The organism is Aeromonas sp. FDAARGOS 1405 (genome assembly GCF_019048265.1).
GTDB classification, from domain to species: Bacteria; Pseudomonadota; Gammaproteobacteria; order Enterobacterales; family Aeromonadaceae; genus Aeromonas; species Aeromonas veronii_A.
On record NZ_CP077311.1, the window covers coordinates 1,713,929 to 1,732,035 of the forward strand.

At 59.5% G+C, this 18,107-nt stretch carries 16 protein-coding genes; all 16 read left to right on the forward strand.

Annotated features, from left to right (window positions below; translation table 11 throughout):
• Positions 1-229 precede the first annotated feature (229 nt).
• The 16 genes from mraZ (at position 230) to I6L35_RS08225 (ending at position 18,054) form a co-directional block, all read left to right on the forward strand.
• Positions 230-688 carry a division/cell wall cluster transcriptional repressor MraZ gene (gene mraZ, locus I6L35_RS08150; RefSeq protein WP_216979974.1) on the forward strand — a complete coding sequence of 153 codons (459 nt, stop codon included), beginning with the start codon at positions 230-232 and terminating at the stop codon, positions 686-688.
• Entirely contained in the window at positions 689-1,627 is a 939-nt protein-coding gene (rsmH, locus tag I6L35_RS08155) for a 16S rRNA (cytosine(1402)-N(4))-methyltransferase RsmH (RefSeq protein WP_216979975.1), read from the forward strand.
• Between the two features lie 3 nt (positions 1,628-1,630).
• Positions 1,631-1,945, forward strand: coding sequence for a cell division protein FtsL (gene ftsL / locus I6L35_RS08160; RefSeq protein WP_005336166.1), 315 nt, complete (start codon positions 1,631-1,633; stop codon positions 1,943-1,945).
• Positions 1,942-3,696: a penicillin-binding transpeptidase domain-containing protein gene (locus I6L35_RS08165; RefSeq protein WP_216979976.1), complete on the forward strand. Its 1,755-nt coding sequence runs from the start codon at positions 1,942-1,944 to the stop codon at positions 3,694-3,696. The genes ftsL and I6L35_RS08165 overlap by 4 nt, the downstream gene beginning before the upstream one ends.
• Positions 3,680-5,161 (forward strand): UDP-N-acetylmuramoyl-L-alanyl-D-glutamate--2,6-diaminopimelate ligase, encoded by a 1,482-nt coding sequence (murE, locus tag I6L35_RS08170; RefSeq protein ID WP_216952211.1) that lies wholly within the window; start codon positions 3,680-3,682, stop codon positions 5,159-5,161. The genes I6L35_RS08165 and murE overlap by 17 nt, the downstream gene beginning before the upstream one ends.
• Complete coding sequence (gene murF, locus I6L35_RS08175; RefSeq protein ID WP_216979977.1) at positions 5,158-6,513, forward strand: UDP-N-acetylmuramoyl-tripeptide--D-alanyl-D-alanine ligase; 1,356 nt, start codon at positions 5,158-5,160, stop codon at positions 6,511-6,513. Before murE ends, murF begins: the two co-directional genes overlap by 4 nt.
• Positions 6,507-7,589, forward strand: coding sequence for a phospho-N-acetylmuramoyl-pentapeptide-transferase (gene mraY, locus I6L35_RS08180; protein WP_005341701.1), 1,083 nt, complete (start codon positions 6,507-6,509; stop codon positions 7,587-7,589). Before murF ends, mraY begins: the two co-directional genes overlap by 7 nt.
• A 4-nt stretch (positions 7,590-7,593) precedes the next feature.
• Complete coding sequence (gene murD, locus I6L35_RS08185; RefSeq protein ID WP_216979978.1) at positions 7,594-8,877, forward strand: UDP-N-acetylmuramoyl-L-alanine--D-glutamate ligase; 1,284 nt, start codon at positions 7,594-7,596, stop codon at positions 8,875-8,877.
• Entirely contained in the window at positions 8,874-10,055 is a 1,182-nt protein-coding gene (gene ftsW, locus I6L35_RS08190) for a cell division protein FtsW (RefSeq protein WP_216979979.1), read from the forward strand. The genes murD and ftsW overlap by 4 nt, the downstream gene beginning before the upstream one ends.
• Positions 10,055-11,137: an undecaprenyldiphospho-muramoylpentapeptide beta-N-acetylglucosaminyltransferase gene (gene murG, locus I6L35_RS08195; RefSeq protein ID WP_216979980.1), complete on the forward strand. Its 1,083-nt coding sequence runs from the start codon at positions 10,055-10,057 to the stop codon at positions 11,135-11,137. Before ftsW ends, murG begins: the two co-directional genes overlap by 1 nt.
• Before the next feature lie 111 nt (positions 11,138-11,248).
• The gene (gene murC, locus I6L35_RS08200) at positions 11,249-12,703 is read left to right on the forward strand and encodes a UDP-N-acetylmuramate--L-alanine ligase (RefSeq protein WP_216979981.1); all 1,455 of its coding nucleotides are present in this window, start codon (positions 11,249-11,251) and stop codon (positions 12,701-12,703) included.
• A gap of 98 nt (positions 12,704-12,801) precedes the next feature.
• The gene (locus I6L35_RS08205) at positions 12,802-13,554 is read left to right on the forward strand and encodes a cell division protein FtsQ/DivIB (protein WP_005341696.1); all 753 of its coding nucleotides are present in this window, start codon (positions 12,802-12,804) and stop codon (positions 13,552-13,554) included.
• Complete coding sequence (gene ftsA, locus I6L35_RS08210) at positions 13,535-14,794, forward strand: cell division protein FtsA (RefSeq protein WP_005341694.1); 1,260 nt, start codon at positions 13,535-13,537, stop codon at positions 14,792-14,794. Before I6L35_RS08205 ends, ftsA begins: the two co-directional genes overlap by 20 nt.
• A gap of 39 nt (positions 14,795-14,833) precedes the next feature.
• Positions 14,834-15,985: a cell division protein FtsZ gene (gene ftsZ, locus I6L35_RS08215; protein WP_005341691.1), complete on the forward strand. Its 1,152-nt coding sequence runs from the start codon at positions 14,834-14,836 to the stop codon at positions 15,983-15,985.
• Positions 15,986-16,084: 99 nt separating this feature from the next.
• Entirely contained in the window at positions 16,085-17,008 is a 924-nt protein-coding gene (gene lpxC, locus I6L35_RS08220; RefSeq protein ID WP_005336146.1) for a UDP-3-O-acyl-N-acetylglucosamine deacetylase, read from the forward strand.
• Positions 17,009-17,244: 236 nt separating this feature from the next.
• Positions 17,245-18,054 carry a peptidoglycan DD-metalloendopeptidase family protein gene (locus I6L35_RS08225; protein ID WP_367949402.1) on the forward strand — a complete coding sequence of 270 codons (810 nt, stop codon included), beginning with the start codon at positions 17,245-17,247 and terminating at the stop codon, positions 18,052-18,054.
• The last annotated feature ends 53 nt before the right edge of the window (positions 18,055-18,107 follow it).

Below are 18,107 nucleotides of genomic sequence, written 5' to 3' on the forward strand. Positions count from 1 at the left end.
TCCATTCATTTATTTCAATTAATCACCAGAGTTTAACGCCAAATAACTTGTGGAAAATCAACCCACTCAATCCGCAGTATGCAATTGCTGCGTCAATATGTTCCCTCTGCCCCATCTCCTTGCTTGAAAAGCCCCCTGCACGTCCTTAAACTTCAAGGTGGGGAAAAGTGGATCAAAGTGGTTTTTAGAGGGGCAATCTGCCTGCTCACTCACCTTCAGGGACTGCAATTTGTTGCGTGGCGCTCATGCCATCAGCCTGGACAGTAAAGGGCGGCTGGCTATTCCGACCAAATTCCGTGATTGGCTGCGCGACGAAAGCGACGGCCAGCTGGTCTGCACCATCGATATTGCCCATCCCTGTCTGCTGCTCTATCCCCTGAATGAATGGGAAGAGGTCGAGCGCAAGCTCAAGACCCTCTCCAGCATGAATCCGCAAGAACGCCGTTTGCAGCGACTGCTGCTGGGACATGCAACCGAATGCGAGCTGGATGGCAATGGCCGTCTGTTGCTCAGCCAGCCACTGCGCAACCATGCGGGGCTGGACAAGAAGATCATGCTGGTGGGCCAGCTCAACAAATTTGAGCTGTGGGATGAAGCCCGCTGGCAGCAACAGGTCAATGACGACATCTTGGGTCTGCCCGAGGACGATTGGGCAAGCTCACCACGACTACAGGATTTCTCTTTATAAATGACCCAAGCCGCTGAACACATCACAGTGCTGCTGCACGAAGCCGTTGAAGGTCTGGCCATCAAGCCGGACGGAATCTATGTCGACGGCACTTTTGGCCGTGGTGGTCATTCTCGTCTGATCCTGCAACACCTTGGCCCCAATGGCCGCCTGATCGCCATCGACCGCGATCCCCAGGCTATCGCCGAAGCTGCCAAGATCCAGGACCCCCGTTTCGAAATCGTGCACGGCCCCTTCTCCGGTATCGCCTCCTATCTGGATGAGCGCGGTTTGTTGGGCAAGGTGGATGGCTTCCTGCTGGATCTGGGGGTCTCTTCACCCCAGTTGGATGATGCCGAGCGCGGCTTCAGCTTTATGAAAGATGGTCCTCTCGATATGCGGATGGACCCCACCTCCGGCCAGAGCGCTGCCGAGTGGCTGGCCAAGGCCGATGTGGATGACATCGCCTGGGTGCTGAAGACCTTCGGTGAGGAGCGTTTTGCCAAGAAGATCGCCCGTGCCATTGTGCACGACCGTGTGACCGAGCCTTATGTGCGTACCCGCCAACTGGCGGAGATGATTGCCCGGGTCAATCCGAGCAAGGAGAAAGGCAAGCATGCGGCAACCCGCAGTTTCCAGGCCATTCGCATCTATATCAACAGCGAGCTGGACGAGATCGAAACCGCGCTCAACGGTGCACTGGAAGTGCTGGCACCACATGGCCGTCTGTCGGTGATTAGCTTCCATTCGCTGGAAGACCGGTTGGTAAAGCATTTCATCCGCAAGCACGAAAAAGGGCCGGAAGTGCCTTACGGCATTCCGCTGACCGAGGCCCAACTGGCTGGCGGTCGCAAATTGAAGTCGGTCGGCAAGGCACTTAAGCCTTCTGATCATGAAGTATCTGAAAACAGCCGATCACGCAGCTCGGTGCTGCGGGTTGCCGAACGGCTAGCGGAGTAAGCGATGAGCGAAGTGCGTGTTCATCTGGCCAAGGAGATCGTTGCCGATCTCTGGCGGCACAAGCTGCAGATTTTTCTGTCGGTCGCCGTGCTGGTGACCGCGTTTGCCGTGATCCTGGTGACCAACATGACCCGTGGTCTGACGGCCAAGCAGAACGATCTGATGGCGGAAGAGGATCGCCTCAATATCGAATGGCGCCACCTGCTGCTGGAGCAGGGCACCCTGGCTGAACACTCCCGGGTGGCGAGTCTGGCGATGGACAAGTTGCAAATGGGTCGTCCGCTGGTGACCACCGAGAAGGTAATTACCCAACCATGAAACGCAAGGCTACAGCCAAAGCTGCCAAAGCGAATGTCAAAGCGCCATCGATCTATCCGTGGCGCTTTCGCACGCTTGCGGTGTTTATCGGCATCGCGTTTGTGGGTCTGATCCTGCGTCTGGCCTGGATCCAGGTGATCAATCCGGATCGTCTGCGTCAGGAGGGTGACATGCGCTCCCTGCGTACCACCTCTACCCAGGCGGTGCGCGGTATGATCACCGATCGCAACGGCGAGCAGCTGGCGGTTTCTGTGCCGGTCGAAGCGGTCTGGGCCGATCCCAAGACGGTACACGAGTCCGGTGCCATCAATAATGAGCGAGCCTGGCTGGCGCTCTCCGCCGTGCTCAAGCTCGACATCAATACCCTCAAACACCGCATCGCCAACCCCAGCAAGCGCTTCGTCTATCTGCAGCGTCAGGTTACTCCTGCGGTGGCGGAATATATCAAGGGGCTCAAGCTGGGTGGCGTCTATCTGCGTCCCGAGTCACGCCGCTTCTATCCGACCGGCGAAATCAGTGCCCATCTGGTGGGGGTGACCAACATCGATGGCAGCGGTATTGAAGGGATTGAGCGCAGTTACAACGAGTGGCTGACGGCGACGCCCGGCGAAATGCGGGTGCGCAAGGATCGTCAGGGGCGCGTCATCGAGCGGCTTGGCATCGTCAAAGAGGGCAAGAATGCCAACGATCTGCAGCTCAGTATCGATCAGCGGGTGCAGGCTCTGGCCTACCGTGCCCTCAAGCGGGCAACCGACGAGAACAAGGCGACCTCCGGCTCCATGGTGATGCTGGATATCAAGACCGGTGAAGTACTCGCCATGGTCAACACCCCCTCCTATAACCCGAACAACCGCGGCCAGTATCAGAGCTTCCGGGTACGCAACCGGGTGGTGACCGATACCTACGAACCGGGCTCTACCGTCAAGCCATTGATTTTGCTCAGTGCCTTGCAGGCAGGGGTCACCAGCTGGAAAGATTTCATTCCCGGTGGGCCGCTCTTTATCGGTGCCAAGCAGATCAAGGACGTCAGTATCCACAAGGCGACCAACCTCTACGATATCCTGCGCTACTCCTCCAACATCGGTATGTCGCGCATCGCGCTGCGGATGCCGGCGCAGGAGATGATCAATACCCTCAGCATGTTTGGTTTCGGCATGGATACCGGCAGCGGGCTGATGGGCGAGAGCAGCGGCATGCTGCCCCAGCGTCGTCGCTGGTCCGATATCGAGCGGGCAACCCTCTCGTTCGGTTATGGTCTGCGAGTCACCCCGCTGCAACTGGCTTCCGCCTACGCCACCCTGGCCAACAAGGGCAAGCGAGTGCCCATCTCCATCGTCAAGGTGACCACGCCGCCCAAGGGTGAGCAGGTGATCGACCACAACAACGCCTCCGCCATGCTGCAGGCACTGGAGTACGTGGTCGACAACGCTATTCCCAAAGCCAAGATTCCGGGTTATCGGGTCGGTGGCAAGAGTGGTACCGCCAAGGTCGCCGTTGCCGGAGGCTACGGCAAGGATTACATGGCCTGGTTTGCCGGTTTTGCCCCTGCCAGTAATCCCCGTTTCGTCATGGTGGTGGTGATTAACGAGCCAAAAGGCAGTGCTTACTATGGCGGTGCCGTGGCGACCCCGCCGTTTGCAGAGGCCATGGGCGGGGTACTGCAACTCTTCAACATTCGTCCTGACGCGGTGCCCACAGCGGTGCCCGCCAAACTTGCCCGTACGGAGGCTCCTCTTGTCCCGCGCACTTGATGCATTACTGCGCCCCTTCGGTATCCAGGCGCCGGCGCTCACTCTGACCGATATCCAGCTGGATAGTCGGCGGGTTGGCCCCGGCTCGCTCTTCGTGGCTATTTGCGGTCATCAGGTGGATGGCAGACGTTTCATCGAACAGGCGGTTGCTCAGGGAGCGACCGCTGTTGTGTTTGAGGAGGATGGTGAATTTATCCCACCATCGACTCCGGTTCCCTGTATCGGGATGCGGGATCTGCCCGCTCACCTCTCTGCGCTTGCGGGCTATTTCTACGATCAGCCAGCCCAAAAATTGGATCTGGTCGGGATCACCGGCACCAACGGCAAGAGCACTACCGCTTTGCTGGTCGCCAACTGGCGCACCCTGCTGGGTGGTAAGGCCGGGGTGATGGGCACCATCGGCAACGGCCTGTTTGGCCATCTGATCGAAGCGGAAAATACCACTGGCAGCGCCGTGCAGGTACAAGCCAATCTGGCTGCGCTGCAAGAGCAGGGGGCGGATCTGGTGGCGATGGAGGTCTCCAGCCATGGTCTGGTGCAGCACCGTGTCGCCGCGCTGCCCTTTTCCGCCGCTGTCTTTACCAACCTGAGCCGGGATCACCTCGACTACCACGGCACCATGGAAGCCTATGGCGCGGCCAAGGAGCAGCTGCTGCAGCTGGTCGACGAGTCGAATGCGGTGATTAACCGAGATGACGAATTGGGTGCCAAGTGGCTCGAAAAATACCCGGCAGCGGTGGCTTTCAGTGTGAATGGCCCGATTGAACACCATTTTGGCCGTCAATTAACGGCGCAGCAGCTCGATTTTCACCAGCAAGGTTTTCGCGCGCAGATTAACTCCAGCTGGGGGAATGGTGTATTATCCGCCCCCTTGCTCGGGCGCTTCAACGTCAGCAATGTGCTGGCGGCGATGGGCGTAATGCTGGTGCTCGGTTACGACTTCCATGAGCTACTGGCAACTGCCCCGAAATTGCAGCCAGTGACCGGTCGTATGGAGTGTTTCGGCGGTGGTGATACGCCGCTGGCGGTGGTCGATTACGCCCACACCCCTGATGCGCTGGAAAAGGCATTGCAGGCCCTGCGGGTGCACTGCACCGGCCAGCTTTGGTGTCTGATTGGCTGTGGTGGCGACCGCGATCGCGGCAAGCGTCCCATGATGGCCGCCATGGCCGAGCAGTATGCGGATCGCGTGATCCTGACCGACGACAATCCCCGTACCGAGGAGCCGGCCCGGATCATGGCCGACATGGTGGCGGGTCTTCGCGATCCTGCTGCGGTGCAGGTGGAGCACGACCGGGTCAAGGCGATTGCGCTGGCCATCGGTCAGGCGAGCAAGCAGGACATCATCCTGGTGGCCGGTAAGGGCCATGAGGATTATCAGATCATTGGAACCGACAAGCGGCACTACAGCGACCGGGAAACCGTCGCGGCCGCCTTGCACACATTATTGGAGTCATTCAAATGATGACCCTCAGGCTTGCCGAGCTGGCGCAGGTACTCGATGCCCGTCTGATTGGTGACGATGGCGAGATCACCGTTGTCAGTACCGACACCCGCACTTTGGGCGCGGGTGCCCTGTTCGTTGCCCTGCGCGGCGAGCGTTTCGATGCCCACGATTTTTGCGAGCAGGCTGTTCAGGCAGGGGCCTCTGCTCTGCTGGTCGAGCGTGAGCTGCCGCTGGCCATTCCCCAGCTGGTGGTGGCGGACAGCCTCAAGGGGCTGGGCCGACTCGGCAAGCTGGTGCGCGAGCGCATCAATCCGAAAGTGCTGGCCATTACCGGCAGCTGCGGCAAGACCACGGTGAAGGAGATGGCAACTGCCATCCTGCGCAACGAAGGGGAAGTGCTGGCCACCGCTGGCAACTTCAACAACGAGGTGGGCGTGCCGCTCACCCTGCTGCGCCTCGAGCCGCAACACCGGTTTGCAGTGATGGAGCTGGGTGCCAACCATCCGGGCGAGATCGCCTGGACTACCTCGCTGGCCAAACCCGATGCCGCCATCATCAACAACGTGGCGGCGGCCCATCTGGAGGGCTTCGGCTCGCTGGAAGGTGTGTTCCACGCCAAGAGCGAAATTTTTGAGGGGCTGAGCGAGGGCGGCACGGCCATCGTCAACGCCGACAACGAATTCTGGCCGAAGTGGCGGGAACGCGGCATTCAGTGCGCCTTCTCCATCGACGATCAGAGCCAGCCGTTCCACGCGCGCAACCTTGTGCTCAACGAACAAGGCTGCGCCGAGTTCGTGATGGTGACCCCGCAGGGTGAGCTGAGCCTGACTCTGGCGATCCCGGGTCGCCACAACGTGGCCAATGCGCTGGCTGCTGCTGCCGGTACCCTGGTACTCGGTGCTTCTCTGGCCTCGGTCAAAGCCGGTCTGGAGCAGATGGCTCCGGTCAAGGGACGCTTCTGTGTTCAGCACTGGGGCGGTCTGACCCTGGTGGATGATACCTACAACGCCAGCGTGGAGTCCGTGCTGGCGGGCATCGATGCCTTGACCGCCATGAGCGGCTTTAAGGTGCTGGTGTTTGGCGACATGCGGGAACTGGGTGAGGAGTCTGCCGAGCAACATGCCCGGGTTGGCCGTCATGCCCGCGAGTGCGGTCTGGATGCCGTGCTGACAGTAGGGGAACATAGTCGCTATACCGCAGATGCCGCGGCTGGCCGACATTTCGATAACAAGGCGTCGTTGTTTGAAGTGCTTGCGCAAATGATAAATACACATCAGGAAATTTCGATTCTGGTCAAGGGTGCCCGTGGCTCCCGCATGGAAGATATCGTCGAGATGGTCAAAGGCCATCAGGAGTCAGCCACATGCTAGTCTGGCTGGCCGAACTGCTCACCCCGCACTTCACCTTCTTCAACGTCTTCTCCTACCTGACGTTTCGCGCCATCCTGTCGATCATTACCGGTCTGGGAGTTGCGCTCTGGATGGGGCCGCGCCTCATTCGTCGCCTGCAGATCCTGAAGTTCGGTCAGGTGATCCGCAACGATGGTCCCGAGTCCCACCTCAGCAAGCGGGGCACTCCGACCATGGGTGGTCTGATGATCATTGCTGCGATTTTCACGTCTGTGCTGCTCTGGTGCCGCCTCGACAACCCCTATGTCTGGCTGGTGCTGTTTGTGCTGGGTGCCTATGGCGCCATCGGCTTTGCCGACGACTACCTTAAGGTGGTGCGCAAGAATACCGACGGCCTGATCGCCCGCTGGAAGTACTTCTGGCAATCCGCGGTAGCGCTGGGAGTGGCTGTATTCCTCTACGCCACGGCCACCCATGATGGTCAGACCCAGCTGGTGGTGCCCTTCCTCAAGGATGTGATGCCGCAACTTGGCCTGATGTTTATCCTGCTCACCTATTTCGTCATTGTTGGTACCTCCAACGCGGTCAACCTGACCGATGGTCTGGATGGCTTGGCCATCATGCCGACCGTGATGGTGGCGGGCGGCTTTGCGTTTATCGCCTGGGCAACCGGCAACGTCAACTTCGCCAGTTACCTGCATATTCCCTATGTTCCCTATACCTCCGAGCTGGTGATCGTCTGTACTGCCATCGTCGGGGCAGGTCTGGGCTTTCTCTGGTTCAACACCTATCCGGCACAGGTCTTCATGGGGGACGTCGGTTCCCTGGCATTGGGCGGCGCGCTCGGCACCATCGCCGTGCTGGTACGCCAGGAGTTCCTGCTGGTGATCATGGGCGGTGTCTTCGTGATGGAGACTGTCTCGGTGATCCTGCAGGTGGGGTCTTACAAGCTGCGCGGCGTGCGGATCTTCCGCATGGCGCCGATCCATCACCACTACGAGAAGAAGGGCTGGCCGGAGCCGCGCGTTATCGTGCGTTTCTGGATCATCACCCTCGTGCTGGTGCTGTTGGGTCTTGCCACCCTGAAGGTGAGGTAAGGCCATGGTCATCGTTATCGGACTCGGCAAAACCGGACTCTCCTGCGTCGACTACTTCCTCGGCCGTGGTGTCACCCCACTGGTGATGGACACTCGCGCCAACCCGCCCGGCAAGGATCAACTACCTGCCGAGGTGGAACTCATTTACGGGCTGGATGGTGAGCGACTCAAACAGGCGCATATGATCGTCGCGAGCCCGGGCATTGCCCTGGCTACCCCTGAATTGAAAGCGGCTGCCGAATGTGGTGTGCAGATCGTCGGCGATATCGAGTTGTTCGTTCGCGAGACCGAGACACCGGTCATCGCCATCACAGGTTCCAATGGCAAGAGCACTGTCACGACCCTGGTGGGTGAGATGATTGCCGAAGCCGGGCTCAAGGTGGGCGTGGGCGGCAATATCGGTACGCCTGCGCTGGAGCTGCTCAAGCAGCCGATGGATCTCTGCGTACTGGAGCTATCCAGCTTCCAGTTGGAGACCACTCACAGCCTGCGTGCTGCCGCCTCTGTGGTGCTGAACCTCTCTGAAGATCACATGGATCGCTATCAGGGTATGGCCGACTACCGTGCCGCCAAGATGGAGATCCATCAGCACTCCAAACACATTCTGGTCAATCGCGACGATCCCCAGACTTTGCCCGATGTGGGTCAGGTGTGGCAGAGCTTCGGTCTTGACTGCAATGGCTATGGCCGCTGCCTGCTGGATGGTCGCTACTGGTTGACCCTGCACGGCGAGCCGCTGCTGGCGGTGGACGAGATGAAGATCGTCGGTGCCCACAATCAGGCCAACGCGCTGGCCGCCATGGCGCTGTGCGATGCGGTCGGCATTCCCCGCGCTGCCCAGCTCACCGTGCTGCGCCGCTTTGAAGGCTTGCCCCACCGTGCCCGTTTCGTGCGCGAAGTGAACGGGGTGCGCTGGATCAACGACTCCAAAGCCACCAACGTGGGAGCTACGCTAGCTGCCGTTGCCGGTGTGCGCGAGTCGGTCAAGGGGCGCCTGTTGCTGCTGGCCGGTGGTCAGGGCAAGGGGCAGGACTTTGGCCCGATCCAGGCGCTGCTGGGCAACCAGATCGATCACATGTACTGCTTCGGTCAGGATGCCGAGGTGCTGCTGGCTCTGGGCGAGCAGACCGAACGGGTGGCCGACCTGGCCGCTGCGGTTGCCAAAGCGGCGGCCGATGCCAAGCCCGGTGACTGGGTGCTGCTGGCGCCAGCCTGTGCCAGCCTGGATCAGTTCAAGTCGTTCGAGGTGCGTGGCGATCGCTTTACCGAGATGGTGATGGCGCTATGAATGCCCTTCGCGCAGCCGCAGGTCTGTTCCAGCGCTGGCTATTGCCGACGCGCCCTGCCGGCCTCTATGACCGGCAGTTGGTGTTGCTGGCGCTCTCCCTGATGGCGGTCGGGGTGGTGATCGTGGCATCAGCTTCGATCCCGGAGGGGATCTCCCTGGGGGATGATCCCTTCATGTTTGTGAAGCGTCACGCCATGTTTCTGGTGATGGCGCTCGGTATCTCCTGGTTTGTGTTGCAGGTGCCGATGGCGCGCTGGCAGGAGTACAACGGACCCATGCTGTTGCTGGCCATTCTGCTGCTGGTACTGGTGCTGGTGGTCGGGCGCAATGTCAACGGTGCGGTGCGCTGGCTGCCACTGGGCCCGTTCAACCTGCAGCCGGCCGAGTTTGGCAAGCTGGCGCTATTCGTCTATCTGGCCGGTTATCTGGTGCGGCGTCAGAACGAGGTGCGTGAAGCCTGGCTTGGCTTCCTGAAACCCCTGGCGGTATTCGGGGTGCTGGCGATCCTGTTGCTGTTGCAACCGGATCTGGGGTCGACCGTGGTGATGTTCGTCACCTCGTTCGGCATGCTGTTTCTGGCTGGCGCCAAACTGTGGCAGTTCATGATCCTCATCGGTGGCGGTCTTGGCGGGGTGATCATGCTGATCATCGTCGAGCCCTACCGGATGCGTCGGGTGACCTCTTTTATGGATCCCTGGGCCGATCCGTTTGGCAGTGGCTACCAGTTGACCCAGTCGCTGATGGCGTTTGGCCGTGGCAGCTGGTTTGGCGAGGGGCTCGGCAACTCCATCCAGAAGATGGAGTACCTGCCGGAAGCGCATACCGACTTTGTGTTTGCGATCCTCGGCGAAGAGCTGGGTTACGTTGGGGTACTGGGCGCCCTGTGTCTCATCTTTGCGTTGGCGATCAAGGCGTTGAAGCTGGGGCATCGCGCCCTGCAAGCCGACCGCCTTTATGATGGCTATCTGGCTATCGGTATCGGCATCTGGTTCAGTTTCCAGACTTTCGTCAACGTCGGCGCGGCCAGCGGCATGATGCCGACCAAGGGCTTGACCCTGCCGCTGGTCAGTTACGGTGGCTCGAGTCTCATCATCATGACAGTGGCGGTGAGCATGTTGATTCGAATCGATTTTGAGTTGCGTCAGGCGACTGCCCAGGCGCGGGTGCGGGAGGTTTAGTGAGCAAGACGCTGTTGGTGATGGCAGGTGGTACCGGGGGGCATGTCTTTCCCGGTCTGGCCGTGGCTGATCGACTGAGGGAGCAGGGCTGGACTGTCCACTGGCTGGGGACGGCGGACCGGATGGAGGCGGAGCTGGTGCCCGCCCATGGTTATCCCATCTCCTTTATCGATATTCAGGGGGTGCGTGGCAACGGCATCAAGCGGCTGCTGGCGGCGCCCTATCGTATCGTCAAATCCATCTTGCAGGCGCGTCAGGTGCTCAAGACCGTTCGCCCTGATGTGGTGCTCGGTATGGGGGGCTTTGCCTCCGGTCCAGGGGGCGTGGCTGCCTGGTTCTCTGGCATCCCGTTGCTGCTCCATGAGCAGAATGCTGCTGCAGGCATGACTAACAAGCTGCTGGCGCGTATTGCCAAGCGGGTGCTGATGGCATTTCCGGGCGCCTTCGCGCCGAGCCGCCGCACCGCTGTGGTCGGCAATCCGGTGCGTCCCGAAGTGGTTGCCCTGCCGGATCCGCAGCTGCGCAGCGAAGCCGAGCCGCTGCATCTGCTGATCGTTGGTGGTAGCCTGGGTGCCCGCGTGCTCAACCAGCAGGTACCCGCTGCAGTCGCTGCGGCTGGTGTGCCTATCGAGGTGCGTCACCAGTGTGGCAAGGGCAATGCCGAGACAGTATCTGCTGCCTATGCCCAGCACGGTATCAAGGCCGAGGTAAGTGAATTTATCAAGGATATGGCTGGCGCCTACGCCTGGGCAGATCTGGTGGTCTGCCGGGCGGGAGCACTGACGGTATCCGAGGTGGCCGCCGCCGGGGTAGCAGCCATTTTCGTGCCGCTTCCCCATGCGGTGGATGATCACCAGACCCGTAACGCCTTGACCCTGGTCGACGGCGGTGCGGCCGAGTTCCTGCCCCAGTCCGAGCTGAACACAACCTCACTCGCGGCACGCCTGACCTGGCTGGCTGGTCGCCGGGAGACCCTGTTTAACATGGCGAAAGCGGCTCGTCGCGTTGCCATCACAGATGCGGCCGAGCGGGTTGCAGATGAGTGCAAACAGCTCGCCAGTGGGCAGAGTGGTAAAGATTGATGAGCAAGGTTGCAGCGGTGACACCGTGCAGCCTTGTACCTGTATGTATTGATGCCGCCGTGCAGCCGCGCTTTGACGGCACATTGCCTGCGGCAGACTAAAGAGACGATTATGACCAAGGTTGAACTGGCAAAACTGCGTACTGTGATCCCCGAAATGCGCCGCGTGCGTCGCATCCACTTTATCGGCATCGGTGGTGCTGGTATGGGCGGAATCGCCGAAGTGCTTGCCAACGAAGGGTATCAGGTGACAGGTTCTGACTTGGGTCGCAATGCAGTGACCGAACGGTTGGCAGGACTGGGCGCCCACATTTTTGTCGGTCATAGTGCCGTGCACGTCGAGGGTGCCAGCGTGGTGGTGGTCTCCACCGCCATCAAACAGGACAACCCGGAGCTGCTGGCTGCCCGCGAGCTACGTATCCCGGTGGTGCGTCGCGCCGAGATGTTGGCTGAGTTGATGCGTTTCCGTCACGGCATCGCCATTGCCGGCACACACGGCAAGACCACCACCACCAGTCTGGTGGCGAGCATCTATGCCGAAGCCGACCGCGATCCGACCTTCGTTATCGGTGGCTTGCTCAACAGTGCCGGCACCAATGCCCGTCTGGGCAGCAGCCGCTATCTGATTGCCGAAGCAGACGAAAGTGACGCCTCCTTCCTGCATCTGCAGCCGATGGTCTCTATCGTGACCAACATTGAAGCGGATCACATGGACACCTACGGCGGTGACTTCTCCAGGCTGAAGGCCACCTTTATCGAGTTTCTGCACAACCTGCCCTTCTACGGGCTGGCGGTAGTCTGCATCGATGATCCGGTGATCCGTGGTATGTTGCCGGAGATTGCTCGTCCGACCTTGACTTATGGTCTCTCTGACGACGCTGACGTGCAGGTATTGGATTTTGTCCAGACCACCAACCACAGCAGCTTCCGGGTGCGTCGCAAAGAGGCGGGCGAACTGCAGGTTACCCTCAACTTGCCGGGGATCCACAATGCCTTGAACGCTGCCGCGGCGATAGCTGTCGCGACTGAAGACGGGGTTAGCGACGAGGCCATCATCCGTGCGCTGGCCAAGTTTGAAGGGGTTGGCCGTCGCTTCCAGCAGTATGGCGAGTTCGAAACCGGGCGCGGCAAGGCCATGCTGGTGGATGATTACGGTCACCACCCGAGCGAAGTGAAGGTCACCATCAACGCTGCTCGTGCCGGTTGGCCCGAGAAGCGTCTGGTAATGGTGTTCCAGCCGCACCGTTATACCCGCACCCGAGACCTCTACGAGGACTTCGCAGATGTGCTCTCCAAGGTAGATGTACTGGTGATGCTGGAGGTTTATGCTGCCGGTGAGGATCCGATCCCGGGGGCTGATGGACGGGCTCTGTGTCGCTCCATTCGCTCGCGTGGCAACCTGGAACCCATCTTCGTCGCCACGCCAGATGACGTACCTGTCGTGCTGGCCGACGTGATTGGTGAGGGGGATTTGGTGCTGACTCAGGGGGCGGGGAACGTTGGGGCACTTGCCCGTCGTCTCGGCGAAATGAAATTGCGCATAGATAGCATGAAATCTGGTGCCTGAGGGCCCAATGAGTATTTTGACCGCCAAGCCGGGGCCTATATAATGGCGAACCGGTCTGTCAAAAGGCCGGTTTAGCGCGTTACACGGGGATCGAGCGGGTGGAGGCAAGGGCACAGGGGCGCACCAAGGGCGGCTTCATCGTAGGCGTGATGTTTTTCCTGCTGGTGATATGGGGCTGCTACCGGACTGCGCTGGATGTTAAAGGTTGGCTGACAGATGCCAACCGGTTGCCCATGAGCGAGCTGTTGCTGCAGGGGCAACACCAGTATCTGGAAACCGAAGAGCTGCGACTGGCCGTGCTGGATGGTGCCGAGTCACGCAACTTCTTCGAGTTGGATGTCAACGAATTGCAAGCACGGCTTAATGCCTTGCCATGGGTAGCCTCGGTATCGGTACGCAAGAAGTGGCCGAACAAGATCAAGGTTTACCTGACGGAACAGGATGTGGCGGCGCGCTGGAATGGCAACCGCTTCGTCAACACCAAGGGCAAGGTGTTCAGTGCGCCGGATCGGGTCAAGACATCGCTGTTGCAGTTGTCTGGGCCGGATGACCAGGCCGCCATGGTGTTGAAAGAGAGTCGGCAGTACGAAGCGCAGCTGGCGGCCAAGGGATACAAGTTGTTGGGGGTGAATCTGACCCCCCGCCATGCCTGGGAACTGACCCTGGATGGCAATATCAAGCTGTTTCTGGGGCGTAACGACATAGCGCTCAGGTTGCAGCGGTTTATCGATGCCTTCCCGGTTATCGAACCCCGTTCGCAGGTTGCGTATGTGGATCTTCGATACGATACCGGTGTGGCAGTTGGCTGGAAGAAGAGCGAAGAGAAAGTGCATGACCAACACCGCAGATAGGAATTTGATTGTCGGACTGGATATCGGCACAACCAAGGTGGCGGTTCTGGTTGGGGAAGTATTGCCGGACGGTGAACTGAACGTCATCGGTATGGGCAGTCACGCCTCCCGCGGGATGGAGAAGGGAGGGGTCAACGACCTCGATTCCGTGGTCAAGTCACTGCGCCGTGCGGTGGAAGAGGCCGAGATGATGGCGGATTGCCAGATCAGCTCGGTTTATCTGGGGTTGTCCGGCAAGCATATCGATTGCCGCAACGAGACCGGCATGGTGCCCATCTCCGATGAGGAGGTGACCCAGGAGGATGTGGACAACGTGATCCACACCGCCAAGTCGGTTCGCCTCTCCGACGAGCTGCGTGTGCTGCACGTGCTGCCCCAGGAGTTTGCCATCGACTATCAGGAAGGGATCAAGAATCCGGTCGGCCTCTCCGGCGTGCGGATGGCGGCCAAGGTGCATCTCATCACCTGCCATAACGACATGGCTCGCAACATCGAGAAGTGTGTCGAGAAGGTAGGGCTGCGGGTCGATCAACTGATCTTCTCTGCGCTGGCATCCAGCTACGCAGTGTTGACTGAAGACGAGAAAGAGCTGGGGGTCTGCGTGGTGGACATCGGTGGCGGCACTATGGACATGTCGCTGTTTACCGGCGGCGCACTGCGCCACACCAAGGTGATCCCGTACGCTGGCAGCACTGTAACCAGCGACATCGCCTACGCCTTCGGTACGCCGCCGCTCGACGCAGAAGCGATCAAGGTGCGCTACGGCTGTGCCCTCGGTCGTCTGGTCAGCAAGGAAGACAATATTGAAGTGCCCAGTGTCGGCGGCCGTCCGGCGCGCAGCCTGCAGCGGCAGACACTGGCTGAAGTGATTGAGCCCCGTTACACCGAGTTGCTCTCCATGGTGAATGATGAGCTGGTGCGGGTACAAAGCGAGTTGAAAGCGCAGGGGGTCAAGCATCAGCTGGCAGCCGGTGTGGTCTTGACCGGCGGCGCTGCCCAGATTGAAGGCATTGTGGAGTGTGCAGAGCAGATCTTCCAGTGTCAGGTCAGGGTAGGGGAGCCCATGAATATTCGTGGTCTGAGTGATTACGTGCAGGCACCGGTGTACTCGACCGCAGTCGGGTTGCTGCAGTATGGCCGTACCCATCAGGCAACAGGTAGCAACAAAGAATATGCCGCCAAGGCAAGCGTCGGTGGCCTGGTCAAACGGGTCAGCAACTGGCTGCGTGGCGAGTTCTAAGAATTTTGCTGAGTCAGGCAAATAAAGCGGAGAGACAACATGTTTGAATTTATGGATAGCCACACTGACGAAGCCGTCATTAAAGTGATCGGTGTAGGTGGCGGCGGCGGCAACGCTGTCGAACACATGGTTCGTCAAAACATCGAAGGTGTCGAGTTCATCACCGTCAACACCGACGCCCAGGCACTGCGTAACTCCAGTGCCAACACCACTCTGCAGATCGGTAGTGGTATTACCAAGGGTCTGGGGGCGGGTGCCAATCCCGAAGTGGGTCGTGATGCGGCCATGGAAGATCGCGAAGCACTGCGTGAGCTGCTGACCGGTTCCGACATGGTGTTTATCGCCGCTGGTATGGGGGGTGGTACCGGTACCGGTGCTGCGCCGATCGTGGCCGAAGTGGCGCGCGAGATGGGCATCCTGACCGTTGCTGTAGTGACCAAGCCGTTCTCCTTCGAAGGGAAGAAGCGGATGGGCTTCGCCGCGCACGGTATCGAAGAGCTCTCCAAAAATGTTGACTCCCTGATCACCATCCCCAACGACAAGTTGCTGAAGGTGCTGGGTCGCGGCATCTCCCTGCTGGACGCCTTCAAGGCGGCCAACGATGTACTGCTTGGTGCGGTACAGGGCATTGCCGAGCTGATCACCCGTCCGGGCTTGATCAACGTCGACTTCGCGGACGTACGTACCGTGATGCGCGAAATGGGTACCGCCATGATGGGTACCGGTTCTGCCTCCGGTGATGACCGTGCCGAAGAAGCGGCCGAGAAAGCCATCTCCAGCCCGCTGCTGGAAGATGTGGATCTGGCCGGTGCCCGCGGCATCCTGGTCAACATCACTGCTGGCATGGACATGACCATTGAAGAGTTCGAAACCGTGGGTAACGCGGTCAAGGCCTTCGCTTCCGAGAACGCCACTGTGGTAGTGGGTACCGTAATCGATCCGGAAATGCACGACGAACTGCGTGTGACCGTGGTTGCGACCGGTATCGGTGCCGAGCGCAAGCCGGACATCACGCTAGTCAAGAGCAGCCAGGTGCAAGAGCGCCCGGTGCGTCAGCCGCTGGTCAGTGACATGATGCAAGGCCGCGTGATGGACGAAGCGCCGGCCAAGGTGGTCAACGCCGAGCCGCAAGCCCGTCGTGAACCGGATTATCTGGATATTCCGGCGTTCCTGCGCAAGCAGGCAGACTAAGCCTCTGATGAGGCTTGTTTGTCTGTTGCTTAAGGAATGTGCTAAGATGGCCTGCCAACGACCATCTGGTCCGGATTTTAAGCTGTTTAGGGTACACCCATGATTAGACAAAGAACCTTGAAAACGAGTGTACAGGCGACTGGTGTCGGCCTGCATTCGGGCCGGAAAGTCACCATGACATTCCGTCCGGCACCTGTGAACACAGGGATCGTTTACTTGCGTACCGATCTGAATCCTGTGGTGGAGCTGCCAGCCAATGCCGATCAGGTGCGCGATACCGTTCTCTGTACCGCTCTGGTCAACGAAGCCGGTGTCCGGGTCTCTACCATTGAGCACCTCTCCGCCGCGCTGGCTGGGATGGGGATCGACAACCTCTATGTCGAGGTTGACGCGCCCGAGATCCCGGTGATGGATGGCAGTGCGCATCCCTTTATCTACCTGCTGCAGGAAGTCGGGATCCGTGAGCAAAATGCGGCCAAGCAGTTTGTGCGGATCAAGAAGAGCATCCGGGTTGAAGACGGCGACAAGTGGGCGGAATTCCACCCCTATCGCAACGGCTTCAAAATGGATCTCGAGATCGACTTCCAGCATCCGGTCTTTGAAGGGCGCAATCAGCGTTGCGTACTGGACTTCTCCGGAGCTTCCTTCGTGAAAGAGATCAGCCGTGCCCGTACCTTCGGGTTCATGCGTGATATCGAGTACCTGCGTTCCCAGAACCTGGCGCTGGGCGGAAGCCTAGAAAACGCCGTGGTACTGGATGACTATCGGGTGCTGAACGAAGACGGTTTGCGTTATGAGGACGAGTTCGTCAAGCACAAGATGCTGGACGCGATCGGTGACCTCTATATGTGTAACCGCAGCATCATCGGTGAGTTCCGTGCCTACAAGACCGGACATGCCCTGAACAACAAACTGCTGCGTGCCTTGCTGGCCGAGCAGGAGGCTTGGGAACTGGTGACCTTCGAGGGTGAGGGCGACAAAGCGCCTATCGCTTACTACGATAACGGTCTGGTTCTGGCCTGATAGCTATGCAACGGAACGTCGGTCCTCTCTCCGCACCGACGTTCCGTCATTTGTTTACTCCATCCTTTAATACCGATTATCTCCCGGTTTTATTTCCCGTGCAGGCTCTTGGCCGCACCTGACCGAGCAGACTGATTTCTATGAGCATTACCCTGATCCTCCACGGCAAGCAGCGACGCAAGTTGCACCTGCCCAAACAACGTCTGGCCTGGGTCGGCGGTATTCTCCTCTCCCTGTTGGCACTTGGTGGTGGTTGGCTTTGGCAGAGTTGGCACCAGAAAATGGAGGCGCTGGAAGTAGCGCTTGCCGTTGCCGAGCAACAGTCCGTCGACCAGAGTGGCGACGAAGCCCGTGAACAGTTGGCAATGTTGGCTGCTCAGGTGGGCACCATGCAAGGCCAGCTTGGCCGTCTCAATGCCCTCGGCGAACGATTGACCGAGCAGGCCGATCTCGACCCCGACGAGTTCAATTTCAAAGAGCTGCCCCCCATGGGCGGACCTTCTTATGATGAAGATCTGGAAGTGAGCCTCAACGAGCTGCAAGCCTCGATGAAACACCTCAGCCAGCAGCTCAGCAGCCGTGAAGAGCAGCTGTCGGTACTTGAATCTTTCATCATGAATCACCATATCACCGATGCCGGTTTTATTTCCGGCACGCCAGTCAAACAAGAGCGAGTTTGGGTCTCGTCCGGGTTTGGTGGACGGGTCGATCCGTTCAACGGGCGTGCCAAGATGCACAAAGGGGTCGATTTCCGTGGCAAACCCGGAACCCCTATTCTGGCCACCGGGCCTGGCATTGTCAGCTGGGCGGGCCGTCATCCGGAATTTGGCAATATGGTGGAGATTAATCACGGCAATGGCCTTGTCACCCGCTATGCCCACAACTCCAGGTTGCTGGTCGAGGTGGGCACAATGGTTGATCAGGGTCAGAAGATTGCCTTGATGGGACGTACCGGTCGTGCGACCGGTGTCCATTTGCATTACGAAGTGTTGAAAGACGGTCGTCAGGTCAACCCCGCACGCTTTCTCAGTGCCAGCCGGGGTTAGGTTTTTTTCTTCAGTTCCAGTGACGGAACGCTTTTATAACCAGAAATAGTTGG

Excerpts from the sequence above, each read along its gene's own strand:
- rsmH (WP_216979975.1), top strand. The coding sequence starts at position 689 with ATGACCCAAGCCGCTGAACACATCACAGTGCTGCTGCACGAAGCCGTT.
- ftsL (WP_005336166.1), top strand. The coding sequence starts at position 1,631 with ATGAGCGAAGTGCGTGTTCATCTGGCCAAGGAGATCGTTGCCGATCTC.
- I6L35_RS08165 (WP_216979976.1), top strand. The coding sequence starts at position 1,942 with ATGAAACGCAAGGCTACAGCCAAAGCTGCCAAAGCGAATGTCAAAGCG.
- murF (WP_216979977.1), top strand. The coding sequence starts at position 5,158 with ATGATGACCCTCAGGCTTGCCGAGCTGGCGCAGGTACTCGATGCCCGT.
- mraY (WP_005341701.1), top strand. The coding sequence starts at position 6,507 with ATGCTAGTCTGGCTGGCCGAACTGCTCACCCCGCACTTCACCTTCTTC.
- murD (WP_216979978.1), top strand. The coding sequence starts at position 7,594 with ATGGTCATCGTTATCGGACTCGGCAAAACCGGACTCTCCTGCGTCGAC.
- ftsW (WP_216979979.1), top strand. The coding sequence starts at position 8,874 with ATGAATGCCCTTCGCGCAGCCGCAGGTCTGTTCCAGCGCTGGCTATTG.
- murC (WP_216979981.1), top strand. The coding sequence starts at position 11,249 with ATGACCAAGGTTGAACTGGCAAAACTGCGTACTGTGATCCCCGAAATG.
- ftsA (WP_005341694.1), top strand. The coding sequence starts at position 13,535 with ATGACCAACACCGCAGATAGGAATTTGATTGTCGGACTGGATATCGGC.
- ftsZ (WP_005341691.1), top strand. The coding sequence starts at position 14,834 with ATGTTTGAATTTATGGATAGCCACACTGACGAAGCCGTCATTAAAGTG.
- lpxC (WP_005336146.1), top strand. The coding sequence starts at position 16,085 with ATGATTAGACAAAGAACCTTGAAAACGAGTGTACAGGCGACTGGTGTC.